General features: G+C 37.2%; 28 protein-coding genes and 1 pseudogene. 5 read left to right on the forward strand and 24 right to left on the reverse strand.

Annotated elements, in window-relative coordinates; translation table 11 throughout:
• Window positions 1–21: 21 nt before the first annotated feature.
• From sdaAA to rnz, 3 genes are all read right to left on the reverse strand, one after another.
• On the reverse strand, window positions 22–900 hold the full coding sequence (sdaAA, locus tag BR72_RS01890) for an L-serine ammonia-lyase, iron-sulfur-dependent, subunit alpha (protein WP_035429470.1): 879 nt from the start codon (window positions 898–900) through the stop codon (window positions 22–24).
• Between the two features lie 18 nt (window positions 901–918).
• Window positions 919–1,578, reverse strand: coding sequence for an L-serine ammonia-lyase, iron-sulfur-dependent subunit beta (sdaAB, locus tag BR72_RS01895; RefSeq protein ID WP_035429472.1), 660 nt, complete (start codon window positions 1,576–1,578; stop codon window positions 919–921).
• Window positions 1,579–2,035: 457 nt separating this feature from the next.
• Window positions 2,036–2,959, reverse strand: a complete 924-nt coding sequence (gene rnz / locus BR72_RS01900) for a ribonuclease Z (RefSeq protein ID WP_035429473.1) — start codon at window positions 2,957–2,959, stop codon at window positions 2,036–2,038.
• Window positions 2,960–3,148: 189 nt separating this feature from the next.
• On the opposite strand from rnz, the gene BR72_RS01905 reads away from it, so the two are divergent.
• Together BR72_RS01905 and BR72_RS25145 are read left to right on the forward strand one after the other, a co-directional pair.
• A complete protein-coding gene (locus BR72_RS01905) occupies window positions 3,149–3,397 on the forward strand; it encodes a DUF3932 family protein (protein WP_035429475.1) in 249 nt (82 codons plus the stop codon).
• A 266-nt stretch (window positions 3,398–3,663) separates the two neighbouring features.
• Window positions 3,664–3,978 (forward strand): hypothetical protein, encoded by a 315-nt coding sequence (locus BR72_RS25145; RefSeq protein ID WP_081904751.1) that lies wholly within the window; start codon window positions 3,664–3,666, stop codon window positions 3,976–3,978.
• 280 nt (window positions 3,979–4,258) lie between these two features.
• On the opposite strand, the gene BR72_RS01915 is transcribed toward BR72_RS25145, so the two are convergent.
• Window positions 4,259–5,497 (reverse strand): DNA polymerase IV, encoded by a 1,239-nt coding sequence (locus BR72_RS01915; protein WP_035429479.1) that lies wholly within the window; start codon window positions 5,495–5,497, stop codon window positions 4,259–4,261.
• A 133-nt stretch (window positions 5,498–5,630) separates the two neighbouring features.
• Between BR72_RS01915 and BR72_RS01920 the strand changes: the two genes are divergently transcribed.
• On the forward strand, window positions 5,631–5,831 hold the full coding sequence (locus tag BR72_RS01920; RefSeq protein ID WP_035429481.1) for a hypothetical protein: 201 nt from the start codon (window positions 5,631–5,633) through the stop codon (window positions 5,829–5,831).
• A 25-nt stretch (window positions 5,832–5,856) separates the two neighbouring features.
• The gene (locus BR72_RS01925; RefSeq protein ID WP_035429483.1) at window positions 5,857–6,777 is read left to right on the forward strand and encodes an MBL fold metallo-hydrolase; all 921 of its coding nucleotides are present in this window, start codon (window positions 5,857–5,859) and stop codon (window positions 6,775–6,777) included.
• A 282-nt stretch (window positions 6,778–7,059) separates the two neighbouring features.
• Here the strand turns inward: BR72_RS01925 and BR72_RS01930 are convergent, their stop codons facing one another.
• Complete coding sequence (locus tag BR72_RS01930; protein ID WP_035429485.1) at window positions 7,060–8,178, reverse strand: tripeptidase T; 1,119 nt, start codon at window positions 8,176–8,178, stop codon at window positions 7,060–7,062.
• A 398-nt stretch (window positions 8,179–8,576) separates the two neighbouring features.
• On the opposite strand from BR72_RS01930, the gene prli42 reads away from it, so the two are divergent.
• Window positions 8,577–8,669 (forward strand): stressosome-associated protein Prli42, encoded by a 93-nt coding sequence (gene prli42 / locus BR72_RS26930; RefSeq protein ID WP_090914459.1) that lies wholly within the window; start codon window positions 8,577–8,579, stop codon window positions 8,667–8,669.
• A 25-nt stretch (window positions 8,670–8,694) separates the two neighbouring features.
• Here prli42 and BR72_RS01935 read toward each other — a convergent pair whose 3' ends face one another.
• From BR72_RS01935 to yqiS, 19 genes and pseudogenes are all read right to left on the reverse strand, one after another.
• Window positions 8,695–8,934 carry a DUF3894 domain-containing protein gene (locus BR72_RS01935; protein ID WP_035429487.1) on the reverse strand — a complete coding sequence of 80 codons (240 nt, stop codon included), beginning with the start codon at window positions 8,932–8,934 and terminating at the stop codon, window positions 8,695–8,697.
• Window positions 8,935–9,024: 90 nt separating this feature from the next.
• Complete coding sequence (locus BR72_RS01940; RefSeq protein WP_035429489.1) at window positions 9,025–9,612, reverse strand: L,D-transpeptidase; 588 nt, start codon at window positions 9,610–9,612, stop codon at window positions 9,025–9,027.
• A 17-nt stretch (window positions 9,613–9,629) separates the two neighbouring features.
• Window positions 9,630–10,598: an aromatic acid exporter family protein gene (locus tag BR72_RS01945; RefSeq protein WP_035429491.1), complete on the reverse strand. Its 969-nt coding sequence runs from the start codon at window positions 10,596–10,598 to the stop codon at window positions 9,630–9,632.
• A 326-nt stretch (window positions 10,599–10,924) separates the two neighbouring features.
• A complete protein-coding gene (locus tag BR72_RS01950) occupies window positions 10,925–11,647 on the reverse strand; it encodes an amino acid ABC transporter ATP-binding protein (RefSeq protein ID WP_035429493.1) in 723 nt (240 codons plus the stop codon).
• Entirely contained in the window at window positions 11,640–12,299 is a 660-nt protein-coding gene (locus BR72_RS01955) for an amino acid ABC transporter permease (RefSeq protein ID WP_035429495.1), read from the reverse strand. The genes BR72_RS01950 and BR72_RS01955 overlap by 8 nt, the downstream gene beginning before the upstream one ends.
• Before the next feature lie 36 nt (window positions 12,300–12,335).
• A complete protein-coding gene (locus BR72_RS01960) occupies window positions 12,336–13,115 on the reverse strand; it encodes a transporter substrate-binding domain-containing protein (protein WP_035429497.1) in 780 nt (259 codons plus the stop codon).
• Between the two features lie 234 nt (window positions 13,116–13,349).
• A complete protein-coding gene (locus BR72_RS01965) occupies window positions 13,350–13,763 on the reverse strand; it encodes a BrxA/BrxB family bacilliredoxin (protein ID WP_035429948.1) in 414 nt (137 codons plus the stop codon).
• Window positions 13,764–13,907: 144 nt separating this feature from the next.
• The gene (locus BR72_RS01970; RefSeq protein WP_035429498.1) at window positions 13,908–14,315 is read right to left on the reverse strand and encodes a YjdF family protein; all 408 of its coding nucleotides are present in this window, start codon (window positions 14,313–14,315) and stop codon (window positions 13,908–13,910) included.
• A 277-nt stretch (window positions 14,316–14,592) separates the two neighbouring features.
• Window positions 14,593–15,054 carry an NUDIX hydrolase gene (locus BR72_RS01975; protein WP_035429499.1) on the reverse strand — a complete coding sequence of 154 codons (462 nt, stop codon included), beginning with the start codon at window positions 15,052–15,054 and terminating at the stop codon, window positions 14,593–14,595.
• Window positions 15,055–15,130: 76 nt separating this feature from the next.
• Window positions 15,131–15,835, reverse strand: a complete 705-nt coding sequence (locus tag BR72_RS01980) for a DUF421 domain-containing protein (RefSeq protein ID WP_035429500.1) — start codon at window positions 15,833–15,835, stop codon at window positions 15,131–15,133.
• Between the two features lie 276 nt (window positions 15,836–16,111).
• Entirely contained in the window at window positions 16,112–16,363 is a 252-nt protein-coding gene (locus BR72_RS01985) for a hypothetical protein (protein ID WP_035429501.1), read from the reverse strand.
• A gap of 177 nt (window positions 16,364–16,540) precedes the next feature.
• Window positions 16,541–16,681, reverse strand: a pseudogene (locus tag BR72_RS25150) (DinB family protein); the annotation flags it as partial.
• Between the two features lie 64 nt (window positions 16,682–16,745).
• Window positions 16,746–18,059 carry a dihydrolipoamide acetyltransferase family protein gene (locus BR72_RS01990; protein ID WP_035429502.1) on the reverse strand — a complete coding sequence of 438 codons (1,314 nt, stop codon included), beginning with the start codon at window positions 18,057–18,059 and terminating at the stop codon, window positions 16,746–16,748.
• A gap of 15 nt (window positions 18,060–18,074) precedes the next feature.
• On the reverse strand, window positions 18,075–19,058 hold the full coding sequence (gene bfmBAB / locus BR72_RS01995) for a 3-methyl-2-oxobutanoate dehydrogenase subunit beta (RefSeq protein ID WP_035429503.1): 984 nt from the start codon (window positions 19,056–19,058) through the stop codon (window positions 18,075–18,077).
• A gap of 13 nt (window positions 19,059–19,071) precedes the next feature.
• Entirely contained in the window at window positions 19,072–20,073 is a 1,002-nt protein-coding gene (bfmBAA, locus tag BR72_RS02000; RefSeq protein ID WP_035429504.1) for a 3-methyl-2-oxobutanoate dehydrogenase subunit alpha, read from the reverse strand.
• A 70-nt stretch (window positions 20,074–20,143) separates the two neighbouring features.
• Window positions 20,144–21,565 (reverse strand): dihydrolipoyl dehydrogenase, encoded by a 1,422-nt coding sequence (gene lpdA / locus BR72_RS02005; protein ID WP_035429505.1) that lies wholly within the window; start codon window positions 21,563–21,565, stop codon window positions 20,144–20,146.
• A 5-nt stretch (window positions 21,566–21,570) separates the two neighbouring features.
• Complete coding sequence (gene buk, locus BR72_RS02010; RefSeq protein WP_035429506.1) at window positions 21,571–22,674, reverse strand: butyrate kinase; 1,104 nt, start codon at window positions 22,672–22,674, stop codon at window positions 21,571–21,573.
• Window positions 22,675–22,761: 87 nt separating this feature from the next.
• Window positions 22,762–23,862 (reverse strand): leucine dehydrogenase, encoded by a 1,101-nt coding sequence (locus BR72_RS02015; protein ID WP_035429507.1) that lies wholly within the window; start codon window positions 23,860–23,862, stop codon window positions 22,762–22,764.
• Window positions 23,863–23,966: 104 nt separating this feature from the next.
• The gene (gene yqiS, locus BR72_RS02020; RefSeq protein WP_035429508.1) at window positions 23,967–24,866 is read right to left on the reverse strand and encodes a phosphate butyryltransferase; all 900 of its coding nucleotides are present in this window, start codon (window positions 24,864–24,866) and stop codon (window positions 23,967–23,969) included.
• Window positions 24,867–25,061 lie beyond the last annotated feature (195 nt).

Genomic DNA, 25,061 nt, shown 5'->3' on the forward strand with positions numbered 1-25,061 from the left:
CTGAGTTAGCAAGGTTTTTCCCTATTCGCTTTTCTTTCCAAAAATTTCTTCCTGTAAACGACGACCTGTCGGCGTTGCTGCAAGACCACCTTCTGCGGTTTCACGAAGTGCACTTGGCATCGTTTGTCCAATGCGATACATTGCTTCAATTACTTCATCACACGGAATAACACTCGTTACACCAGCTAATGATAAATCAGCTGCAATCATCGCATTTGATGCACCAGCTGCGTTACGTTTTACGCACGGTACTTCTACAAGTCCTGCAACAGGATCACATACTAATCCGAGCATGTTTTTAAGTGCAATACTCATTGCTGTTGCTGCTTGCTTTTGTGTACCGCCAGCCAATTCAACAGCAGCTGCAGCTGCCATCCCACTTGCTGAACCAACTTCCGCTTGGCATCCACCAGCTGCTCCGGCAATGCAAGCATTGTTCGCTACAACCATACCAAATGCACCAGCTGTAAATAGAAAATCAATCATTTCTTCGCGCGTTGGGTCTAATTTTTCTTTTAATGCAAATAGCACACCTGGTACCGTCCCCGCAGAACCAGCTGTTGGCGTTGCACAAATAATCCCCATTGCAGCATTTACTTCATTCGTTGCGACAGCTTTACTTACTGCATCTAAAATTGTATCCCCAGACAAACCTTTTCCACTTTTCATATACGCCTGGACTTTCACTGCATCTCCACCAGTAAGTCCAGTCGGAGATTTCACACCTTGAATTCCGCGCTCAACTGCTTTTTCCATTACAACTAAGTTTTTTTCCATACCAGCGATTACTTCTTCACGAGAAAGCTTTCTTGTTTCCATTTCACATTGAATCATAATCTCTGCAATTTTTACATTTTTCTCTTCTGCTTGTGCAACTAGTTCCGCTACATTCCGAAACATGATGTGTCCCCCCTGCTATTAATCCATAATTGTTACTTGACAAATATTTTGCTGCGCTTTCATTTCATCGATGATTTCATCTGCTAACAACTCATCTGTTTCAATAACCATTAGCGCTTTTCTTCCCTTTTCCTTACGCGAAACACTCATCATACTAATATTAATTTCGTGCTTTGCAAGAATAGATGTAACAGAAGCAATTGTTCCGAAACGATCATTATTTACAATTAGAAGCGCCGGACTTGTACCTGTTAACTGCAAATCAAACCCATTTAGCTCCACTACTTCAATTTTCCCACCGCCAATTGAACAAGCAACGACTTCAATTTCATCTTCATCTTTATATAAACGAATTTTCGCTGTATTTGGATGGACTGCTTGTGCTTCTTCTTCAATAAACGTAACGTTAATTCCACGTTCTTTTGCAATTTCAAGCGCTTGCGGAATGCGAGGATCATCCGTTTCAAATCCTAGTATTCCTCCTACAAGTGCTACATCCGTGCCATGACCTCGATATGTTTTTGCAAACGAACCGTATAACGAAATGGTAACGTTTTCTGGTTCATGGCGAAACAGTTGACGAGCAACTTGCCCCATTCTTGCTGCACCTGCTGTATGCGAACTAGATGGTCCAATCATAACTGGACCAATAATATCAAAAACTGAACGATATTTCATAATAGTTCCCCCTAAATCTTCATTACAAAAAAGTTACTTACTAATAGTCTATTAAATTGCTGTTCTCTTTGCTTTTGTATATGTTCTAATAAACTTATATAATTCATTCAAAACACTTATATAAATTATTCATTAAATTGACACACACCATCAGCTATCATAATATATAAGCGCTCTCTTGTCACTTGTTGATTTACTACTTTTCTTTACAAAAACAAACAAAATATAATCTTATACTGTACAATTATAATGAATACGCTTTCATTATAACCCCTTTTTTGCAGAATTTAAATTTTTTTATATTTCAAATTAAGGACATACTTTTTTTCACATATGCAGTTCAAGCGTAGTTTCTTCTTTTTGTTTTAAAAACATTGATATATCAACGCTTCTAAAACAAAAAGGAGTGTCACATAGTCAAAAATTCGACTTATGAGACAGCTCCATTGTTTTTTCGTTATCTTGATACGAGAAAACGTTTCAAGTCCGCTGCAATTTCCGTATTTGGAAATACTCGCTTCGCTTCTTCAAGAAGCATATTACATGCTTCCCCTTGATAACGAGAACTAATATGAGTTAGAATCATTTGTTTTACATTTGCTTGCATCGCAATATTTGCCGCTTGTTCTGTTGTAGAATGGTAATAATCATGAGCTTGCTGTGAATCTTCCGCACCGAACGTCGCTTCATGTACAAGTACATCAGCATCTTGTGCTAATTGAATACTCGCTTCGCAATAACGTGTATCTCCTAAAATTGTAATAATTCGCCCTTTTTGTGATGGTCCGATGAAATCCTGTCCACAAAGTACACGTCCATCTTCAAGCTCTACAGTTTCTCCATCTTTTAAACGCTTAAAGAGTGGTCCTGGTTTAATTCCTTCTTCTAATAATTTATCTACAAGAAGATGCCCTGGAATATCTTTTTCTACAATGCGATACCCAAAACATTCAATACCGTGTGATAATCGCTTTGTTTCCACAAGAAATTGTTTATCTTCATATACAATACCTTCTTCGGTAATTTCGATAATCTCTAGTGGGTATTTCACATGTGTTGTACTTACTGACAAGGCGACTTCAACAAACTGTTTAATCCCTTTTGGACCATATACAGTTAACGGCGTTGTCCCTCCTTGAAACGAACGGCTCCCTAACAAACCTGGCAGTCCAAAAATATGATCCCCATGTAAATGCGTAATAAATATTTTCTCGATGCGACGCGGACGCACTGATGTATGTAAAATTTGATGCTGCGTTGCTTCGCCGCAGTCAAATAGCCACGTTTCACCTATCTCTTCCAATAATTGCAAAGCTATTGCTGATACGTTTCTTCCTTTTGCCGGAACGCCAGCTCCTGTTCCTAAAAATACAAATTCCACGTTGCATCCTCCAAGCATTTCATAATCTCTATTGTTATCTTACGGAATATAAACAAAAATGGCAACTCAACTTTATATGAACAGCCCATATAGACAACTACACAAAACGAACGTTAACAATTTTTAAAAACACATTCATTCGTGTTTTGTAGTAAAATAATAGTATCATTTATAGAAGGTGGCTAAACCATGAAAGAAGCATTTCGTTTACAAACTGACTTTTCTTCTTCTTTTGATCGTTGGGTAAGTTTATTTATTTCTGAAACACCAGCAGAATTACAATGGTCTACGTTAAAAGAGTTAATTCATGAATATATAGCATTGCATACAGTTCAAACCGTACCAGAATATATCCCTTCTTCTATCACATATTATGCACAGCGCATTTCTACTCCAACCAATACAGACATTGTCATTTACGAAAGCTCTTCTATATAAAACATAAAAAGGTATCAGCTTCCGATATCTTTTTATGTTTTATATGAATAGGAAATACAGATTAAGTGCAGTACTTATGCACACAAATCAATTATCCAAAAAACATTGATGCTGCCTCCGTTACCTTTTTATTTAAAATATTTAGGCAAGAAGAATATCAAATATTAACATAAGTTGCCATCATAAATCCTTATAAATATCAACAATATAAACCATAGGGAGTGGCGTTAATTATCTATCCCTAATTTTTTTATAAGGAGTCGAAAATGAACATTTTAAATTGGTTGATATCATTATTCAATTTCGGAAGAGGAACGCGCCGAGTGTTTCAATTATTTGGAATTAGACGAACTAATAGAAATTGGATTTGGATTTCTTTACTAGGTATAGGAACAGTTTTTGGATTAGTAGCAAGCCGAAACTTCAATATGATAACACCGTTGCAGCGGTTATTTCGGGACATGCAAAATAGAACAAGAGCAGTTATGCCAACAAATTTAAACTTGGCAAGTATGGAAATCGCTAATGAAATAACTCCAAATAGCAAAAAAAGTACTAGTATTAGCCAAACACGAGTATAAGATTGATTACGTTTCTTAAGAAGAACAAATATACTAAAAATCTCGCAGAAGATATCTCCTGCGAGATTTTTAGTATATACAAATACATTTTCATTGTTCAACGTATAAATCGCTGCCATGTAGAATATAACATGATGACCTGCATTTCCCTTTATGTGGCAGGAAAGGGCCCCAACCGCTTTTATGCACAGCCAGACGCTCTCGTCCTCCTCTAAAAAAAGAGTTTTTATATCGGTTTTTAACTTGTATATATAGTACATAAACTTACATACGAATTTTTTTATGTAAATTTATTCTCTAAATTTTGTTGAAATGTTCTCTCTTGTTGCCGAAGCAATTGACTACCAGGCTGAATAATCTTCGTTCCATATTTATCATTTAATTGCTCCATCACTGTCAAAAGTGGTTCTACTTTCGCATCTTCTTCAAATGAAAATAAATCAAGCTGCTTAATTGCTTCTGTTTTCCACTCTAATTCACAAGCAGTTATTCCAAGTAATCGGACAGGGTCACCATCCCAATGTTTTTTCCATAACCGTATTGTCGCCTGAAAAATATCCCGCCATTCCCAAATTGCATTTTCTAACATTTTACTGCGCGTAATCGTTCGGCGATTATAATATTTAATCGTAATTTGAATATTATATGCAACAAGGGTACGTTTTTGTAATCTCCTGCTAACAGATTGAGACAAGTGCTCTAACGTACTTAACAACTCCTGCTCTTCGTCTACATCTTTTGGCAGCGTTATAGAATTTCCAATCGTTTTATATTGCCCCATTTGACTTGGATCAACATCTCTATTATCGATACCATTTGCCCGTTGTTGTAAATCCAATCCATGATTTCCAATTACAGAACGAATAATAGAGGCTGTTCCAGTAGCTAAATCCCCAATCGTATGTATATGTACATCTTTTAATTTTTCTGCTGTTTTCTTTCCGATCCCATGCATTTTCCCAACTGGAAGTGGCCAAAGCACCGCTTGTATATCACGTTTACGAAGTACTGTAATACCTAGAGGTTTTTTCATATCAGAGGCTGTTTTAGCTAGAAATAAGTTTGGAGCAATCCCAATGCTACACGGAAGTTGTAATTCTGTAAGTAATGTTTGTTGAATCATTTGAGCAATTTCTAACGGTGAACCGAGCCCGTAGCAATCTGTAATATCCAAATATCCTTCATCAATTGAGACTGGTTGAATTTTTTCTGTAAACCGTGCCAGAATTTGAAACAATGCAAAAGAAGCCTCTCGATATAACTCAAAGTTTGGATGTTTTATAATGAGATCTGGGCATAGCCGCTTTGCTTCCCAAACAGGCATTGTTGCACGAACTCCCTTCGCCCTTGCTTCATAACTACACGTTACAATAATACCCTTTCGTTCTTTCGCATTGCCAGCTATCGCTAATGGTTTTCCTTGCAACGATGCATCACGGGCAATTTCAACAGATGCATAAAAACAATTCATATCAACATGTAAAATGACACGGCCATTTTTCGGATACATTTCACGCATCTTTCTCACCACCAAAGGAACGTTTGTTCTTTATTTTATCAAAAAACTTGTAAAAAAATCAATATTTAAAAGGATGGAATCGTTACTATATAGAAGTATGTCCACACGGGAATTTTAAGGAGGCAAAATAGAAATGACTACACATCTAAAACCTCTTTATCTCATTTTACTTTCTATTTTCTTTTTGTTGCTCATCTATTTCCTACTTCCAATCATAGGAATTAATGCTTACTGGCTTCTTTCATCTCTATTGTCTTTTTCAACTTTGTACATTCTTCCATGGATTTTTCTGTACTGGTTTATTCGTCTTGTAAAGGCAATAGAATCAAAATAACGAACACACTTAAGGAGAGAAGAAAATGAACGAAGAATTTGATAGCAAACACTTTAGGCTCGAAAAAATTCGTAACGGGATCTATGCGGCAATTGCAAAAGAAGGTAGCGGTGCTGCAGCAAATGCTGGCTTTATTGATTTAGGGGATACAACTATTGTTTTTGATACATTTAATACCCAACAAGCTTCTGAGGATTTAAAATATGCAGCAGAAGCGATAACAAATCAGCCCGTTACTTGGGTAATCAACAGTCATTGGCACGGAGACCACATTCGAGGGAACCAAACGTTTAAAGATAGCACGATTATTTCAAGTGAAATGACATATAACAAAATGAAGACCACTCATCCATCAAGAATCACAAAACAAAAAAATGATATTCATGGTCTAAGAAATTATATTCAATCTTTACAGAACCAAGTAACGCAAACTTATGATATGAATTTAGAACATCAAATTAATTTTTTAAGTGAGTTAGAAATTTCATTACCTACACTCGAGTTAGTACTACCTCAACAAACATTTAAAGATGAAGTTATGTTCCTTGGGACGAAACGTAGTGCAAAGCTTTTCACATTAGGAGGGGGACATTCCCTTTGCGATGCTATGCTATACATCCCAGAAGATAAAGTGATATTCATGGGTGATTTATTATTTGTTGATTGCCATCCTACATTTTTTGAAGAATCAAATCCGCAAAATTGGATTCATATTTTAAAAGAGGTTGAACGGATGGATATCGATATAGCTATACCAGGTCATGGCTCGGTAGGTACAAAGCTGAATTTCTTACAAATAATCGATTATATACATAACTTAACTGCCACTGCACAAAAACACAATGAGATCGAAACGATTCCGTTACCTAACGACTACAAAAATTGGCCTTCTCCGCAAATTTATCACCAAAATGTAAAAACAATAAAAGAACTATTGCATTGTTAAGCTGTACAAATCCATTTTAATTTTCCGACGTAAAAGCCGCTGCTATGGAGAAAAAAATTGACCTGTACTCATTTTCTCCCTTTATTTTAAAATCTCGCATGTGGCAGGAAAAGGCCCTGACCGCTACTATGCACAGCCCGATGCTCTTGCCCATCTAAAAAGAAAAGGGTTTATATGTCTTTTTTTCAACTTGTATTTATATGGCTGAAAATCATTTGCGTAAAGCAATAAAAAACGCATGGGTTATTTCACCCATGCGTTTCAACTTGGTCGATTCTTTGATTACTTCGCTACTTCCTCAATAATCGCAACAACCAATTCTGCTGTTTTCACTAGTTCTTCAACAGGAATTTTTTCGTTTGTTGTATGAATTTCTTCGTAACCAATTGCTAAGTTTACTGTTGGAATACCGTGACCTGCAATTACGTTTGCATCGCTACCGCCACCGCTTTGGTGAAGTGATGGTGTACGACCGATTTTTTCAGCAGCACGTTTCGCAACCTCTACAACGTGGTCGCCATCAGCAAATTTAAATCCTGGGTACATTACTTTTACTTCTACTTCTGCTTCTCCGCCCATTTCTTTCGCTGTAAATTCAAATGCTTCTTTCATTTTGCGAACTTGCTCTTGCATTTTTTCGTCTACTAAAGAACGTGCTTCAGCAAAGATTTCTACATAGTCACAAACGATATTTGTTTGTGTACCACCTTCAAAACGACCGATATTCGCAGTAGTTTCAGAATCAATGCGGCCAAGTGGCATTTTCGCGATGGATTTTGCTGCAATTGTAATTGCAGATACACCTTTTTCTGGTGCTACACCAGCGTGAGCTGTTTTCCCGCGAATGATTGCATTTACTTTCGCTTGCGTTGGTGCTGCAACAACGATTTCTCCAACTTTTCCATCGCTATCTAATGCATAACCATATTTCGCTGTAATGCGTTCACGATCTAATGCTTTTGCACCAACAAGACCTGATTCTTCACCAACTGTAATGATGAATTCTATTTTTCCGTGCGCAATGTTTTTCTCTTTTAACACGCGAATTGCTTCAAACATAGATGCAAGTCCAGCTTTATCATCGGCACCTAAAATTGTTGTACCGTCAGATACGATATAACCATCTTGAATAGAAGGCTTAATTCCTTTACCAGGAACAACTGTATCCATATGAGAAGTAAAGTAGATTGTATCTACGCCTTCTTTTGTTGCTGGTAATGTACAAACTAAGTTTCCAGCACCGTGACCAGTCTCACCCATTGTATCATCTTCAAATACTTCAACGCCTAAAGAAGAGAATTTTTCTTTTAACACTTTGCAAATCTCAGCTTCGTATTTTGTTTCAGAGTCTACTTGCACAAGTTCCATAAATTCATTCACTAAACGTTCTTGATTAATCATGAGAATGCGCCTCCTGTTATGTATGTAACAATGACTATTATAACAGAATTCTGGAAAAGTTTCGAAGGAGAAGATATATAAAGTGAAATTTTGATCAATTAAAGCTTTCTTTATCTCTGCTAGTTACAATTCAAATTTTACAGATAAAAAAGCTCTTTTTTAGGAGGGCGAGAGCATCTGGCCATGCATAGAAACGATCAGGACCTATTTCTGCCACGGGCAAGGATGAAAACCAAAGACGAAAGCAAGTACAGCTTATGTTTTATTACAACATAGCAAAGACTTATATGTTGAAAGGTTAAAATGCATTTATGCGGAAAATGTCTCATAATAGACCCTTGTACCAAATTTCGTTTGTATATACAATAGGATTAAGGAGATTCGCAAGGAGGATCATGATGAGTAAAAAAATGCAAAAAATTATGGTTTATGTCATGTTAATTTCAATGCTTGTTACAACACTGCTTACTGGCATAAGCATGTTTTGGTAAAAAAGGGGGAGATATTTTCTCCCTTTTATGTTGTCATAATAATAACTCCTGCAATACTAAAGGCAATTCCCATTCCGAGCGAAAGAACAAAGTTTGGATATTGCTGCTCATAAAAAGCGCTTAGTGCAAAAGTAAAGTTAAGAAGAGCAATAGAAAAGACAGATAACGAAAATGGACATATATTAAAAGTTGCCAATATGAAAGTAATAATTGCAAGAGCACCAATTAAGAACTGAATGTATGGCAGTCTATGATTCGTATGCATCGTTGCAACTCCTTTTCATATAATCTTTTCTTATATTGTATTCACGAGAAGTACTAGTTCTCCTGATAGAAATTTTACTTTTTACTATCATTAACGCATGTTATATGTACACATGTCAAGACAAGATATAATATAGCAAAAAGCCAACATATACTGTTGGCTTTCTTCGTAAGCAATTGCACCCTTTTCTTTCGCAAGCTGCTCAAATGATTTTTTTGATTTTACAACCCATACTTTTGTTCCAATGGGGATAAGATCGTACAACTTCTCTACATCTTTGTTATGCATTCGAATACACCCCTGCGAAACATACTTGCCAATGGAGCTTGGCTGATTCGTTCCGTGTATCCCATATTTACTACCATCTGTACCCCTAGCATTAAAACCTATCCACCTTGAACCGAGCGGATTTGCCGGTGAACCACCTGGAATATTCTTCGCAATATAATACGGATTTTTCGCCTTCATCACAACATCAAATGTACCTTCCGGTGTTAAATCATTCGTTTTACCCGTCCCGACTGGAAATGTTTTTTGTACTTTTCCATCATAAATATATGCAAGTCGGTTCGTTTGTTTATTGACGACTATAAGTGGATCGCCAACACGCGGATTATCACCGAGCGGCCAAAGAGGCGATAGGGAAATAAATAATAGAAATGAAAGAAGATATGGCATAGCTCATTCCGTCCTTCTTATATTAATTCTTTGATGTTATATTTCCCTATAAATTGACTTTTAATGAGTATAAATTGTTCTATTTCATAGACGAGCTGAACGAGCTTAGCACGCGTTTCAAATTCTTCTCGTGTTTCTGGGAGCGGCATTTCTCGAAAGATTTCTCGCATCTCTTGAAGCTGTCTTAATGATATAACCCCTGTACTTTCTGGGCGGATTGCATTCCCGACATTTTCAATTACATCCGCTACCATACCCGCTTGTTCATATGACCAAGATAACGAAGCAACTAGCGGCATAACTCTTTCTAAAATTTCAAACTGTTGCTGACGCATTTGAAAATAACGATAGTAATAATCATCTTCACGCATAAACTGATTTTCCAGCTTTATAAAAGATACTTCTTTTGCTCTCTCAAGTAATGTTACCGTTTCAATTAACTCTTTTCCATTCCACACACTTTCACGATTTCTTAAATATGCGGCCATTTCCAAAAGGATCGTTTTAAAATTCGCTTCTACTTTTTGTTGATACGCTTCCAACTCATTTTCAACACTTGGCATGTACAAATTAATTAATAAAGCAACGCTAATTCCAACCGTTAAAATGGCAATCTCATTTCCAACAATGGACCACGTAATTTTTTGCAATGAATATAAATGCATAACAATAACAGCGCTTGTAACAATCCCCTCTTGAATCTTAAGCATAACTGCACTTGGAATAAACAGAAGTAATAAAACTCCAAGTGCCAACGGTGTATATCCTATCGATTCAAAAATAAAAAATGCAAACACCAGAGAAAGTAAGCAAGCTACAAAGCGATGAATAGATACTTCTAATGATTTTCTTTTTGTATTTTGTACACATAAAATGACAAGAATGCCAGCCGTGCTACTAAACTCCAAATGAAGTAATTGAGCAATCCACACAGCCAAGGCAGTTCCAGCTGCTGTTTTCACTGTTCGATATCCAATTTTAAACATGTTAACGCTCCTATTATGTACTTTCAACATAACTACTCAGTCACTCTATGAAAAAACGATAGAAAAGCATCTTTTTAAATGGCCTGGGAGGGACTGGCTATGTATAGTAGCGGTCAGTGCCTTTTCCTGCCACTCGCAAAGTTTTAAAACAAAGACAGGCAGCGAGATGCATTGCCATTTTTATCTTCATGGTAGCAATTTATATGCCGGAAAATGAAAAATGAAATGTATGGCTGAGTAGTTACCTTTCAACATAAAGTAAGTATAAAGAAAAGGATGACATAATGTCATCCTTTTTCCCTTATTATTCACGTAACGTTTACATGTTACAACATTTTTTGCAAAAATTCTTGGGCACGTTTGCTTTCCGGTGCTGTAAAAAATTTCTCCGGCTTCGCATCTTCTACAAGTTTTCCACCATCTAAAAAGAGCACACGGTCTGCTACTTCTTTTGCAAATCCCATTTCATGCGTAACGATTGCCATCGTCATTCCTGTCGTTGCAAGAGATTTCATAACTTCTAATACTTCTTTCACCATTTCCGGATCTAGTGCTGAAGTCGGTTCATCAAATAGCATAACGTCAGGTTCCATTGCCAATGCTCTTGCAATTGCAACACGCTGTTTCTGTCCACCAGAAAGGCGATTCGGATAGGCATCCTTTTTCTCAAGTAATCCCACTTTTTCTAATAATTCTTCAGCTTTTTTTACTGCCTCTTCCTTTACGGTACCTTTTACAGTAAGAGGAGCATACGTTATATTTTCTAGCACTGTCATATGAGGAAATAAGTGAAAATGCTGAAACACCATTCCAACATGCTGACGAACTTCCATAATATTTGTATTCGGATTCGTTACATCCTGACCACCAATCAAAATTTGTCCACTAGATGGTACTTCTAATACATTCATGCAACGTAAAAACGTTGATTTCCCTGATCCAGATGGTCCAATAATTGCAACCACTTCACCTTGTCCAATTGTTGTTGTAATCCCTTTTAATACTTCGTTATTTCCAAATGATTTGTGAAGGTCATTAATTTTAATCACTTTTCTTCATTCTCCCTTCAACTGCTTTCCCAACGAATGTAAGAATAATAACAAGAATATAATAAATCATGCCGACAAATAAAAGCGGCTCAAAATAAGACAATGTCTCACCGCCAACAATATACGCACGGCGCATTAAATCTGTTGCACCGATTACAGTCACAACCGCAGACTCTTTTGTTAATGTAACAAATTCATTTACTAGTGCCGGTAAAATATTTTTTAATGCTTGCGGTAAAATAATATTTCGCATCATTTTACCATATGGAATACCAAGTGCCATTGCCGCTTCTGTTTGTCCTTTATCAACCGCTTGAATTCCAGCACGAATCACTTCTGACATGTATGCGCCTGAATTTAAGCTAAATGCTAACACTGCTGCTAAAAACGCTGAAATATCATATCCTGTTATTTGCGGAAATCCGTAATAAATAATCATTAATTGTAGTACAAGCGGTGTACCACGAAAAAGAGATGTATAAAAATCAGCAATTATACTTAAAACTTTTATTCTAGCAATTTTACAAAGCGCTAATAACGTACCTAGCGCAAAACCAAGCAAAGAAGCAACCACAACAATTTTTAATGTAACTTCTAACCCCTTCAATATATATGGTATTGAAGGCGCTATTTGCGAAAAATCCAAGTTCATTTTCAGTCAGTCCTCTCCAGAAGAAGGAAAGGCGGCTTATTTATCGCCGCCAAACCATTTCTTCACTAATTTATCCATTTCTCCATTTTCTTTCATTTTCTTAATTACTTTATTAAATTCTTCTGTCTTATCACTATTTTTCGGAAGCGCAATTGCTGAACCAGCTTCATCTGCAGCTTCTGGAATTTCCACACTCTTTAACGCTTTATTTTTTTCTAAATATCCTTTTGCTACTGTATCTTCTAAAATAATTGCATCAAAACGTCCTGCTTGAATTTCTTGAATTAGTTCTGGTACACGATCACGTCCTTCAGATTGGAACGATACTTGTTTTTGTAAATCTTTCGCCTTTTCTTCTTGGATAGATCCTGTTTGTACTCCTACTTTTTTTCCTTGTAGATCTTGCAACGTTTTAATATTTGAACCTTCTTTAGAAATGATTACATTTTTAGCGACAAAATAAATTTCTGTAAAATCAGCATTTTTCTTACGCTCTGCTGTCGGTGTCATTCCCGCCATAACAAAGTCAACTTTCCCAGCCTCTAATGATGCTAACAGCCCACCAAAGTCCATATCTTTGACTTTCACTTTATAACCTAATTCTTTACTAATATAGTTCATAACATCGATATCAAAACCGATAATGTCTTCACTCTTTTTTGCATCCACGTATTCATACGGTTTGTAATCTGCAGACGTTCCCATAACTAACACTTTCTTTTTATTATCACTTCCTGCATTTCCATCCTTACTACAAGCAGTGAATATACTCATGATTAAAATAAGTGCAACTGAAATTGATAAAAACTTCTTCATTACTGTCCCTCCTAATTGATGCATATTTATTTATTTTATAGAATACTTATTCGATGAATGTATTGTAGCAATAAATTTATTTTTATGCAATAAATAAAATAAAAATAAATTTATTTTTCTCTCCATAACGGAAATCAATCATTATACACTGCATAATTATATGCATAATGAACTTATTTTATGCATAAAAAAGAGCCGCTAAGATTATATTCTTAACGGCTCCAAAAACGCATATTACATTTCATCACAATGTTCTTCAAAATACGATTGTAATTTCGCAATAACTTGCATTGGCTCATGACCTTCAATTTCATGACGCTCAACCATCGTCATGATCTTTCCATCTTTCAATAGTGCAAACGATGGAGAAGATGGCGGATATCCTTCAAAATATTCACGGGCACGTGCTGTTGCCTCTTTATCTTGACCTGCAAACACAGTAACAAGATGATCTGGACGTTTATCATAATGAATAGAATGAGCTGCTGCTGGACGAGCAATTCCTCCTGCACAGCCGCATACAGAATTTATCATTACAAGTGTTGTACCTTTCTTTTGCAGTGCTTCCTCTACAGCTTCTGGCGTTGTTAATTCTGCATAACCAGCTGCCACGATTTCTTCACGCGCTTGACGAACAACGTCATTCATAAAAAAGTTGAAGTTAATCAAAGCTTTCCCTCCTCTTATATACCTATTTGTATATTACCAGTAATGATTTCGAAAACACAAGTAAACTTACTTGCTTTGCCATTAAGAAAAACGTCTTAGAGAAAGGACTCTAAGACGTTTTCCTTAATGACCACGATGCTTCTGTTTCGCTTTTTGCACTTTTAACGCACGCTTTTTCCGCTTTTCCATTTCTCGTATTTCTTTCGATTGCACTTGCTTTTCTTTCTTATGCACTTCATACGATAACTGAATCGCTTCTTGTGCTTTCGTAAACTTTGAACTGTTTAATTCCTTTGCTGCTTGCCGAATCATGCGCTTTACATTTTTCGGACGCTTTTGCTGTTTCATTTCTACTCCGCATTTCGCATAACGATTAAAATACGGTAATAACGTATCATTTACAAACAAAAACACTTCTTCATCAGACGGTTCAGCACCAAAAATGTGCCGTACTGCATACAACTTCCCTTTTTCTTCTCGCTCAATCATTCCTACAAAATACTGACCGTCATGATATACTGTCAATTTCACTGACAGTCCCTCCTTTACAAGCATATTCAGAAATGCTGGACATCCCGGAGGGGAAGGTTACTGACATAAAGTGAAACTTTTAGCAGCACGATTTTTTGCTGCTAATTAGTTGAACCAATCGGGCTCTTACGGGCAGTTATCCCCTTCCCTCTTCGCTTTCTCTGAATCTTAAGGTAGGGGGCTACTGCCCGTTAGTAGCGGGATTAAAAAAATTATGCGTCCGGACTACCAACCGGAACTGTGTTTTCGCATCTCTTTCACCATTATATTACAATTTTCACTTATTTTGCATCATTTCTACATATACTTCAATCATTCTTTTATGCGATCCTACAATATACTCTGGCAATTCTGTAATCGGAAAAAACTTTACTTGTATCGCTTCCTCTTTGTTTACAGTAGGTTCTCCTTCATAATCATGCGTATAATATGCAGTCGTTACTGCTTGAAACTCGTCGCCGTTTTCTAGTTTCACAAAATGTTTTGCACCTGAGAACACATTAATAAGCTGCAAATTCTTCACATGAATGCCTGTCTCTTCATACACTTCACGGTATGCAGTTTCTTCTGGTGACTCCCGCAGCTCCATTAATCCACCAGGAAGGCCCCATTTTCCATGCGGTTCTTGTCTTTGTTGTAATAATACTTCCCCATCTTTATTCAATACAAGAACAACTGAACCGACTAAAATTAACGGGCGATGACCAACTACTTTCCGTAATTCCTCCACATATCCCATTTCAACAAACCCTTCTTTTTATTTCCTTGTCCACACCATTGTATCATATGTATAAAATGGAAAAATGATCATTTTTTTACTTTTTAAGCAAAATATTTATTTGTCCCTTTTCATCTACCGTTGCTAATTGAATCGATTGAATTGGTACTTTCTGCTTTAACTCGTCTTTTACCCACTCTTCTGTTTTCTCTATTAAAGCGAGAACATCCTTTTGAATATTCCCATTCTTTATTAAGATAAATGTAATAGGTGATTGTTCTGTGTATATTTTCATATCTTTTCGAGACACTGTTTCATGTGCCGCATATTGAAATACAGAAACAACCCCACTTGCTTCCCATAAAGCTAGTTTTACTGTTTGAATATCTGTTATACCTTGCAATCTCAGCTCAGAAAATAAATACTCGACTGTAATCCGCGCTTTCTTTAAATTATTTAACTGAACGGAACCATTATGTATAAGAATAATGGGTGCAGGCTCTAAAAACCGTCTCCACCGATCCCACTTTAATGTCAAAATAGAACTTACTATATGAAGTACGACGAGAATAAACGATGTAATCATAGAACCCAAAAGACCTACTTTTTCATCAGACAATGCATTCGTTAGATTTCCCTCTAATAATAGCACGAGAATAAGATCTAAAAAACGAAGCTGGGCAATAGAGCGTTGTCCCATCGCTTTTGCCACAATAATTAAAAATATATATGCCACTATAGCACGGAGCATCCACTCGAAACTCGAAAGATGCTTTGCTCCTTCAAATATGTGCATATGCATAATAGATGGCACCCCTTAATTAAATTCCTCCTTTTAGTTTGCGTTTAATTATATTGTCTATGTAAAAAACATTATAAAGTTTCAACTATAACCCCGTTCTAAATTTAGGACGAGGTTAAAAATATAGTTGTTTACTCTTGATGTAAGATACTTCACTTCACTACACTAAAAAATATAACAATACAGTCGTTTAAAAATCTAAGTTTTATTCAAAAAATAACATCCGATTATTAAACCCTCCAACATTGTTTGCGAACTACAAAGTAAAGGCTTAGTTTATTTACTTTTATTTTTACCAAATTTCTCATTACCACGTTTAAAGTTACCCGTAATTTTAGCTAACAATAACTGTACTGCTGTTATATTATCTTCAACCTCTTTGATTCTTGCTATAAGACGCTCTGCCTCCCTATCCTTAACAATTTTAATTTGTTTACCTTCGTAATAGATTATTACCGTTCCTTTTTTCGTTATTTGATGGGCAAAAGGTTCTTTACTTAATCTATTTTGTTTATCTATTTCGCTCATTGCACCGTCTCCCTACTTATTTTAGTTTCGAACATTACATTCAAAAAAATCAGTTTGTTCACTTGTTTTCTTTTAATATTTTATTCACAGTTTGTGTTAACTAAGACATAAAGGGAGATGGATTTTCATTTCTCTTCTTACACTAAATGGCCCGATTGCGAAATTGGCAAAGGCAGTCTAATTATCGAATAGCCCTCTTCCTCTCAAATTTGCGGAAACAGGCTCCTTACCTATTTCACGTGCCCATATAGATAACTGACCGATATGGTGAATTTCTTGAACAATGACATGACGTATGATCTCTCCGTGTGTACATTCTGGAGCGACTTATATGGAGAAATTGAATATGTAAAAAAGCCCGCCAATTGGCGAGCTTTTTTCATTAATATACAGAAGTATTATCTGCAGATGTATTTTCAAGAATTTCTTTTACGCGTCCTAAGAACTTACCGCAAATGAATCCGTCTAATACGCGGTGGTCAAGGGATAGGCATAAGTTAACCATATCACGTGCACCGAACATACCGTTATCCATAATTACTGGACGTTTCACGATAGATTCTACTTGTAAAATTGCTGCTTGTGGATAGTTAATAATACCCATAGATTGAACAGAACCAAATGATCCTGTGTTATTAATCGTAAATGTTCCACCTTGCATTTCGTCAGCTTTTAATGATTTCGTACGTACTTTTGTTGCAAGTTCAGTAATTTCACGAGCGATACCTTTAATTGTTTTCTCATCAGCATGCTTAATAACTGGAACGAATAATTCATCGTCAGTTGCAACTGCGATCGAAAGGTTAATATCTTTCTTCTGAACAATTTTATCGCCAGCCCACATAGAATTAATTTGTGGGTATTCTTTTAAAGCTTGTGCAACAGCTTTTACGAAGAATGCAAAGAATGTTAAATTAAAGCCTTCACGCTTTTTAAATTCACCTTTAATTGAATTACGGTATGAAACAAGATCTGTTACATCCACTTCAATCATCATCCAGGCGTGTGGTGCTTCATGTTTACTGCGTAGCATGTTTGCAGCAATTGCTTTACGAACACCAGTCACTGGGATTTCAATATCTCCAGGTACTGTTGGTACAGATACCGGTTTTGCCACTTCTGCTTTAGGAGCTGCTGGTGCCGATGCAGCTGCTGCTTTTGGTGCTTCTTGTGTAATTGGCGTAGCTTCTTGCTTCGCACCTACTTGTGGAATATTGCCAGACTCAACTAATGTTAAAATATCTTTACGTGTAATACGACCATTTGCTCCTGTACCTACTACTGCATCTAGGTCAATATTATGTTCACCTGCAAGCTTTAATACAGCTGGTGAAAAACGCGGTTTACCATCAGTTGGTTGCTTTGCCTTCGGTGCTGATACCGGTGCAGCTACCTCTGCTTTTGGCGCCTCTTTCGTTTTCTCTTCTACAGCTGTTGCAGCTACTTCATTTGCTCCCTCAACTTGAATCATACAAATCACTTCACCGACAGCTAGTGTATCACCTTCGCCAGCGATTAATTCTGTTACAACCCCACTGAAAGAGGAAGGTACTTCCGCATTTACTTTATCTGTCATTACTTCTGCAAGTGGATCATATTTATTTACGTGATCACCAACAGAAACAAGCCACTTACTAATTGTACCCTCTGTTACACTCTCCCCAAGCTGAGGCATTGTAATTTTTTCTACAGCCATGTATAGTCCCCCCGATTAAAATTCCGCAAGTTCGCGCATTGCTTTTTCAACTTTATCTGGATTCACCATAAAGAATTTTTCCATTGTTGGTGCATATGGCATTGCTGGAACGTCTGGACCTGCAAGACGAGCAATTGGTGCATCAAGATCAAATAAGCAATTTTCAGCGATAATTGCCGCTACTTCACTCATAATGCTTCCTTCTTTATTATCTTCCGTTACAAGAAGAACTTTACCTGTTTTTGAAGCTGCTTCAATAATTGCTTCTTTATCTAATGGATATACAGTACGTAAATCAAGAACGTGAGCAGAGATGCCATCTTGTGCTAATTTTTCAGCAGCTTGAAGAGCAAAGTGAACACATAATCCGTATGTAATAACAGTAATATCGTCACCTTCACGTTTTACGTCTGCTTTTCCAATTGGTAATACATAATCATCTTCCGGCACTTCACCTTTAATTAAGCGATATGCACGTTTATGTTCAAAGAACAATACTGGATCTTCATCACGAATTGCTGCTTTTAATAAACCTTTTGCATCATATGGTGTAGAAGGAATTACAATTTTTAAACCAGGTTGGTTCGCAAAAAGTGCTTCTACAGATTGAGAATGATACAATGCACCATGAACACCGCCGCCAAATGGTGCACGGATTGTTACTGGGCAAGTCCAATCATTGTTAGAGCGATAACGAATTTTTGCTGCCTCGGAAACAATTTGGTTCACCGCTGGCATAATGAAGTCAGCAAATTGCATTTCTGCAATTGGGCGCATTCCATACATCGCTGCACCGATTGCTACCCCAGCAATTGCAGATTCTGCAAGTGGTGTATCAAGTGCGCGCATTTCACCAAATTGATCATATAATCCATTTGTCGCTTTAAATACGCCGCCTTTTTTACCAACGTCTTCTCCTAATACAAATACTTTCTCATCGCGTTCCATTTCTTCGCGCATTGCTAATGTAATCGCGTCAATATAAGACATAACAGCCATGAAACGTTCCCCCTTATTCCGCGTATACGTGCTTTAATGCAGACTCTGGATCTGCATACGGAGCATTTTCTGCATATTCTGTTGCTTCGTTTACGATATGCATGATATCATCTAACATTTGTTTTTCAGATTCCTCTGTTAAAATGCCTACTTCTTTTAAGTAATTTGCAAATGTATAGATTGGATCTTTTTTCTTAGCTTCTTCTACTTCTTCTCGGTCACGATAAACACGATCATCGTCATCACTAGAGTGTGCTGTTAAACGATAAGATACTGTTTCAATTAATGTTGGACCTTCACCACGGCGTCCGCGACCTGCTGCTTCTTTTACAGCTTTATATACTTCAAGCGGATCATTTCCGTCTACTGTGTATCCTGGCATACCATAACCGATTGCACGGTCAGATACATTTTTACATGCTAATTGTTTTTCAACAGGAATCGAGATTGCATATTTGTTATTTTCACACATGAAAATAACAGGTAACTTGTGTACTCCAGCAAAGTTTGCACCTTCATGGAAATCACCTTGGTTGGAAGAACCTTCACCAAATGTAACAAATGTTACTAAATCTTTTCCTTCCATCTTTCCTGCTAACGCAATACCTACTGCATGTGGTACTTGCGTTGTAACTGGTGAAGAACCTGTTACGATGCGATTTTTCTTTTGTCCAAAGTGTCCAGGCATTTGACGTCCGCCAGAGTTTGGATCTTCTGCTTTTGCAAATCCAGATAACATAAGCTCTCTCGCTGTCATACCGAATGCTAACACCACACCCATATCACGATAGTAAGGTAGTGCGTAGTCTTTTTCACGATCCAGCGCAAACGCTGCTCCTACCTGTGCAGCTTCTTGTCCTTGACAAGAAATTACAAACGGGATTTTCCCCGCGCGGTTTAATAACCACATACGCTCGTCAATTTTACGTGCGAGTAACATCGTGCGATACATTTCTAATACTTGCTCATCGCTTAATCCAAGCTCTTCATGGCGTTTTTCTTTTACTTCAGCCATTTTAACACCCTCCTAAATCCTTTTTACCCCGCTCTATTATAAAGCAAGAACAATACACTCGCTATTTCTTTTAGCCGTGTAACGCTTTCCCATCAACTGCTAACGCAGCTTCACCAATCGCTTCTGATAATGATGGATGTGGATGAATTGTATGTGCAACTTCCCAAGGTGTTGCGTCTAATACTCTTGCAAGACCTGCTTCTGAGATCATATCTGTTACGTGCGGTCCAATCATATGAACACCAAGAATATCATTTGTTTCTTCATCAACAACAAGTTTTACAAAACCATCAGATTCTCCATATACAAGCGCTTTACCGATTGCACGGAATGAAAATTTACCTACTTTTAATTTGTAACCTTTTTCTTTTGCTTCTTGCTCTGTTAAACCGACAGAAGCAACTTCTGGGCTGCTATATACACATTTAGATACCATCGAGTAATCAATTGGCATCGGTTCTTTTCTAGCAATATGTTCAACCGCTACAATTCCTTCATGTGAAGCAACATGTGCAAGTTGTAGGCCACCAATTACATCACCAATCGCATAGATGTGCGATTCTTTCGTTTGATAATATTCATTTGTTTGAATATAGCCTTTTTCAACAACGATATCTGTATTTTCTAAGCCGATATTTTGTGTGTTTGCTTGTCTGCCAACAGATACAAGCATTTTTTCAGCTTTAAATTCTTTATTTGCACCATTCAATTCAGCTTGAATCGTTACACCGTTATCTTTTACTAAAGTTTCTGGTAACACTTTTGCACCAGTTACAACTTTAATGCCTTTTTTCTTAAGCAAACGTTGCATTTCCTTAGAAACATCTTGATCTTCAAGCGGCAAGACGTGTTTTGCATATTCAAGTACAGTTACTTCTACGCCGAAATCTGCAAGCATAGATGCCCACTCAATACCAATTACGCCGCCACCAACAATAATAATAGATTTAGGAAGTGTTTCCATTTTTAGGGCGTGATCGGATGACATGACATATTCACCATCAAGTTCAAGTCCTGGTAAAGAATTTGGACGTGATCCTGTTGCAACGATTACATTTTTCGGAATAAGCATTTCATTCTCTTCTCCGCTTGCTAATTCAACAGAAATCGTACCTGGCATCGGTGAGAAAATAGATGGACCTAGAATACGACCAATTCCTTCGTACACATCAATTTTCCCTTGCTTCATTAAATGCTGAACACCTTTATGAAGTTGGCTAACGATTTTTTCTTTACGTTCTTGTACTTTTGCAAAATTCAATTCTACATTGCTTGTTACAACGCCGAATTCTTCACCTTTTTTCGCAGTTGCAAAAACTTCAGCACTGCGAAGTAACGCTTTACTAGGAATACATCCTTTGTGTAAGCAAGTACCACCTAGGTTTTCTTTTTCAACAAGCGCTGTTGTTAATCCTAATTGTGATGCACGAATAGCAGCGACATATCCGCCTGTACCACCGCCAACGATGACTAAATCGTATTCTTTTGCCATATCACTCAACCCCTAGCTACTGTTTCTTTTTCACGCAGTGCATACTCTTTTGCAGTTTCTTCATCACGAAGTACACGAAGTGCACCTTCTGCTAATGCTTGTAATTCATCTTCACCCGGATGCACAATAACATCTGCAATCCAATGAACGCGTTCTTTAATTTCATCAACAAGAATTTTACTGTATGCAAGCCCGCCTGTTAAAACAACGGCATCTACTTTACCATGAAGAACTGCACTTGCCGCACCGATCTCTTTTGCAACTTGATATGCCATTGCTGTATAAACAAGCGTTGCTTCTGGATCGCCTTGTTCTACCATTTTCTCTACTTTAATTGCATCATTTGTACCAAGTAAGCTTACTAAGCCACCTTGTCCAACGATTTTTTTCATCATTTCATCACGGTAATAGTCGCCAGAGAAACACATTTCTACAAGCTGACCTACTGGAACCGTTCCTGCACGCTCTGGGCTGAATGGTCCCTCTCCATTTAAACCGTTATTTACATCAATAACTTTTCCTTCTTTATGAGAACCAACTGAAATACCGCCGCCCATATGTGCAATGATTAAATTTAAATCTTCATATTTACGATCAAGTTCTTTTGCAACTGTACGAGCTACTGCTTTTTGGTTTAGCGCATGAAAAATACTTCTTCGCTCCATGCCTGCTATCCCACTAATACGAGCAATATCTTCCATTTCATCTACAACTACTGGATCAACAATAAACGATGGAATGTTAAGTCCAGAAGCAATTTCATACGCTAAAATCCCACCTAAATTAGAAGCATGATGGCCACTATAACCATTTTTCAAATCTTCTAGCATTGCTTCGTTTACTGTATACGTACCGCCTTTAATCGGACGAAGTAGTCCGCCGCGACCACATACAGCATTTAACTTAGAAATATTAATGCCATGAGAATGAAGAACCTCTAAAATAGTTTGCTTACGAAATTCATATTGATCAATGATACGCTTATATTTCCCAATCTGTTCTTCATCATGACGAATTGTTTCTTCTAAAACAGGTCTTTCATTATCAAAAACACCAATCTTCGTAGATGTGCTACCAGGATTAATGACAAGAATTCGATTCACGGACAAGGCTGCTCCCTCCACCATTTATTCAGAAAGACAGTAGCAACTGCAAAATGAAGTCGCTACTGCTTTCACATTTATTTTTTCTATGAATTAGCGACGGCTTAAAATATTATGGCCGTTACTTAAAAATGTGCTGCGTGTATTTTTTAAGCTTGCGATGCGCTCTTCAGCAAGACGATCTGCTGCTACATATGTTGGCACACCATCACGTTTTGAAATTGTGATTACTTTTTCAATTGTGTCATAAATTGCTTCTACACGTTTTAATGCACGCTCTCTATTGTATCCGTATAACTCGTCCGCTACGTTAATTACACCACCTGCATTAATTACATAGTCTGGTGCATATACGATGCCCATTTCATGAACGATATCACCGTGACGATCTTCTTTTAATTGGTTATTTGCAGAACCAGCAATTACTTTCGCTTTTAATTGTGGAATTGTATCATCGTTTACTGTTGCTCCTAATGCACATGGTGCATAGATGTCACATTCTACACCGTAAATTTCATTTGGCTCAACAGCACTTGCACCAAATTCTTCTACAGCACGTTGTACTGCTTCTTTATTAATATCTGTAACGATTAATTTCGCACCTTCTGCATGTAGGTGTTTGCATAAGTGATAAGCTACATTTCCCACACCTTGAACAGCAATTACTTTACCTTCTAAGCTATCTGTACCAAACGCTTCTTTTGCAGCTGCTTTCATACCAACGTATACGCCGTAAGCAGTTACTGGAGATGGGTTACCAGAAGAACCGAATGAAGGTGAGATACCTGTTACGAAATCTGTTTCTTCATGAATAATGTCCATATCATCTACAGTTGTACCAACATCTTCAGCTGTGATGTAACGACCATTTAATCCTTGAATGTAACGACCTAATGCACGGAACATTGCTTCGCTCTTATCTTTGCGTGGATCGCCGATAATAACTGTTTTTGCACCACCTAAGTTTAAACCAGCTGCTGCATTTTTATATGTCATACCTTTTGCAAGACGTAGAGCATCTTCAATTGCAGCTTCTTCAGAGTCGTATGTCCACATTCTTGTTCCGCCAAGAGCTGGTCCAAGAGTTGTGTCATGAATTGCAATAATTGCTTTTAATCCTGATTCTTTATCTTGACAGAACACTACTTGCTCGTAATCGTAAGTTTCTAAGTATTTGAAAATTTCTAATGTCATTATAATTTCCCCCTTGATATGTTTACCCTTTTCAATTTTAGTCCGTTATATCGGATTCATTTCCTTAACCATAAATGAAAATAAAACATGTGTTGCAAGAAAGTTTATTTAGAAGCAGTCGTAACTGCCAATGCTAATGAATACACTTTTGTTTCTGCTGAATCTGCACGAGATGTTAACACAATCGGTGCTTTCGCTCCAGCGATAATCGCTCCTACTTTTGCATCTGCAAAATATACAAGCGATTTATATAATACATTTCCAGCTTCAATTGTTGGGACGAGTAAAATATCTGCTTTACCAGCTACATCGCTTTGAATTCCTTTATGCTCTGCTGCAATTTGTGAAACAGCAATATCTAATGCAAGTGGCCCGTCAATGATACAATTTTTAATTTGACCCCGGCGATTCATTTGCGTTAACATTGCTGCATCAATCGTTGCTTGCATTGCAGGATTCACAACTTCTACAGCAGCAATCGGAGCTACTTTTGGTACTTCTACTCCTATTGCCCGGGCAACTTCAACTGCATTTTGTGCAATCGCCGCTTTTTGCTGTACATCTGGAGCGATATTCATCGCTGCATCTGTCACGATGATAAAGCGATCGTAATTCGGTACTTCAAAAGTTGCAACGTGTGATAATACACTGCCTTTGCGAAGACCCCATTCTTTATTTAATACTGCTTTCAAAATGTTAGCTGTTGGAATATTACCCTTCATAAGTACGTCCGCTTCTCCACCTCTTACAGCCTTTACCGCTAATTCAGCAGCTTCTGCGCTAGATGTAGTAGAGATTACTTCAATATGTTCTGAAGGTCCTAATCCATGCTCTTGTAACATACTTATAATTGTTTCTTGATTTCCATATAGACGAAATTGAGCTAACTGTAATTGTACAGCCTTTGCAACGGCTTCAATTACTTCATGATCTTCAGCTACTGCAACAGCAACTGTTTTTTTCGGTTGCTTTGCTGCTTGATCAATTAAAGTTTGTAACTTCATATTTTGTAATCAACCCTTCCTCGTCGTCCCTCGCTTATATTAAAAGCAAATAGCGTGCCAACTTTTTAATTTCGTTTAAATATTTTTGAAAACGCATTCAAAACGTAGAAAAATCAACATTTTGTAACTACACAAAAAATTCTGTCTAATATTGTCGCATTATGCACACCACGCAAAACTTTGCGTGGTGTGCAA

The organism is Bacillus sp. UNC322MFChir4.1 (assembly GCF_000746135.1).
Taxonomy (GTDB): domain Bacteria; phylum Bacillota; class Bacilli; order Bacillales; family Bacillaceae_G; genus Bacillus_A.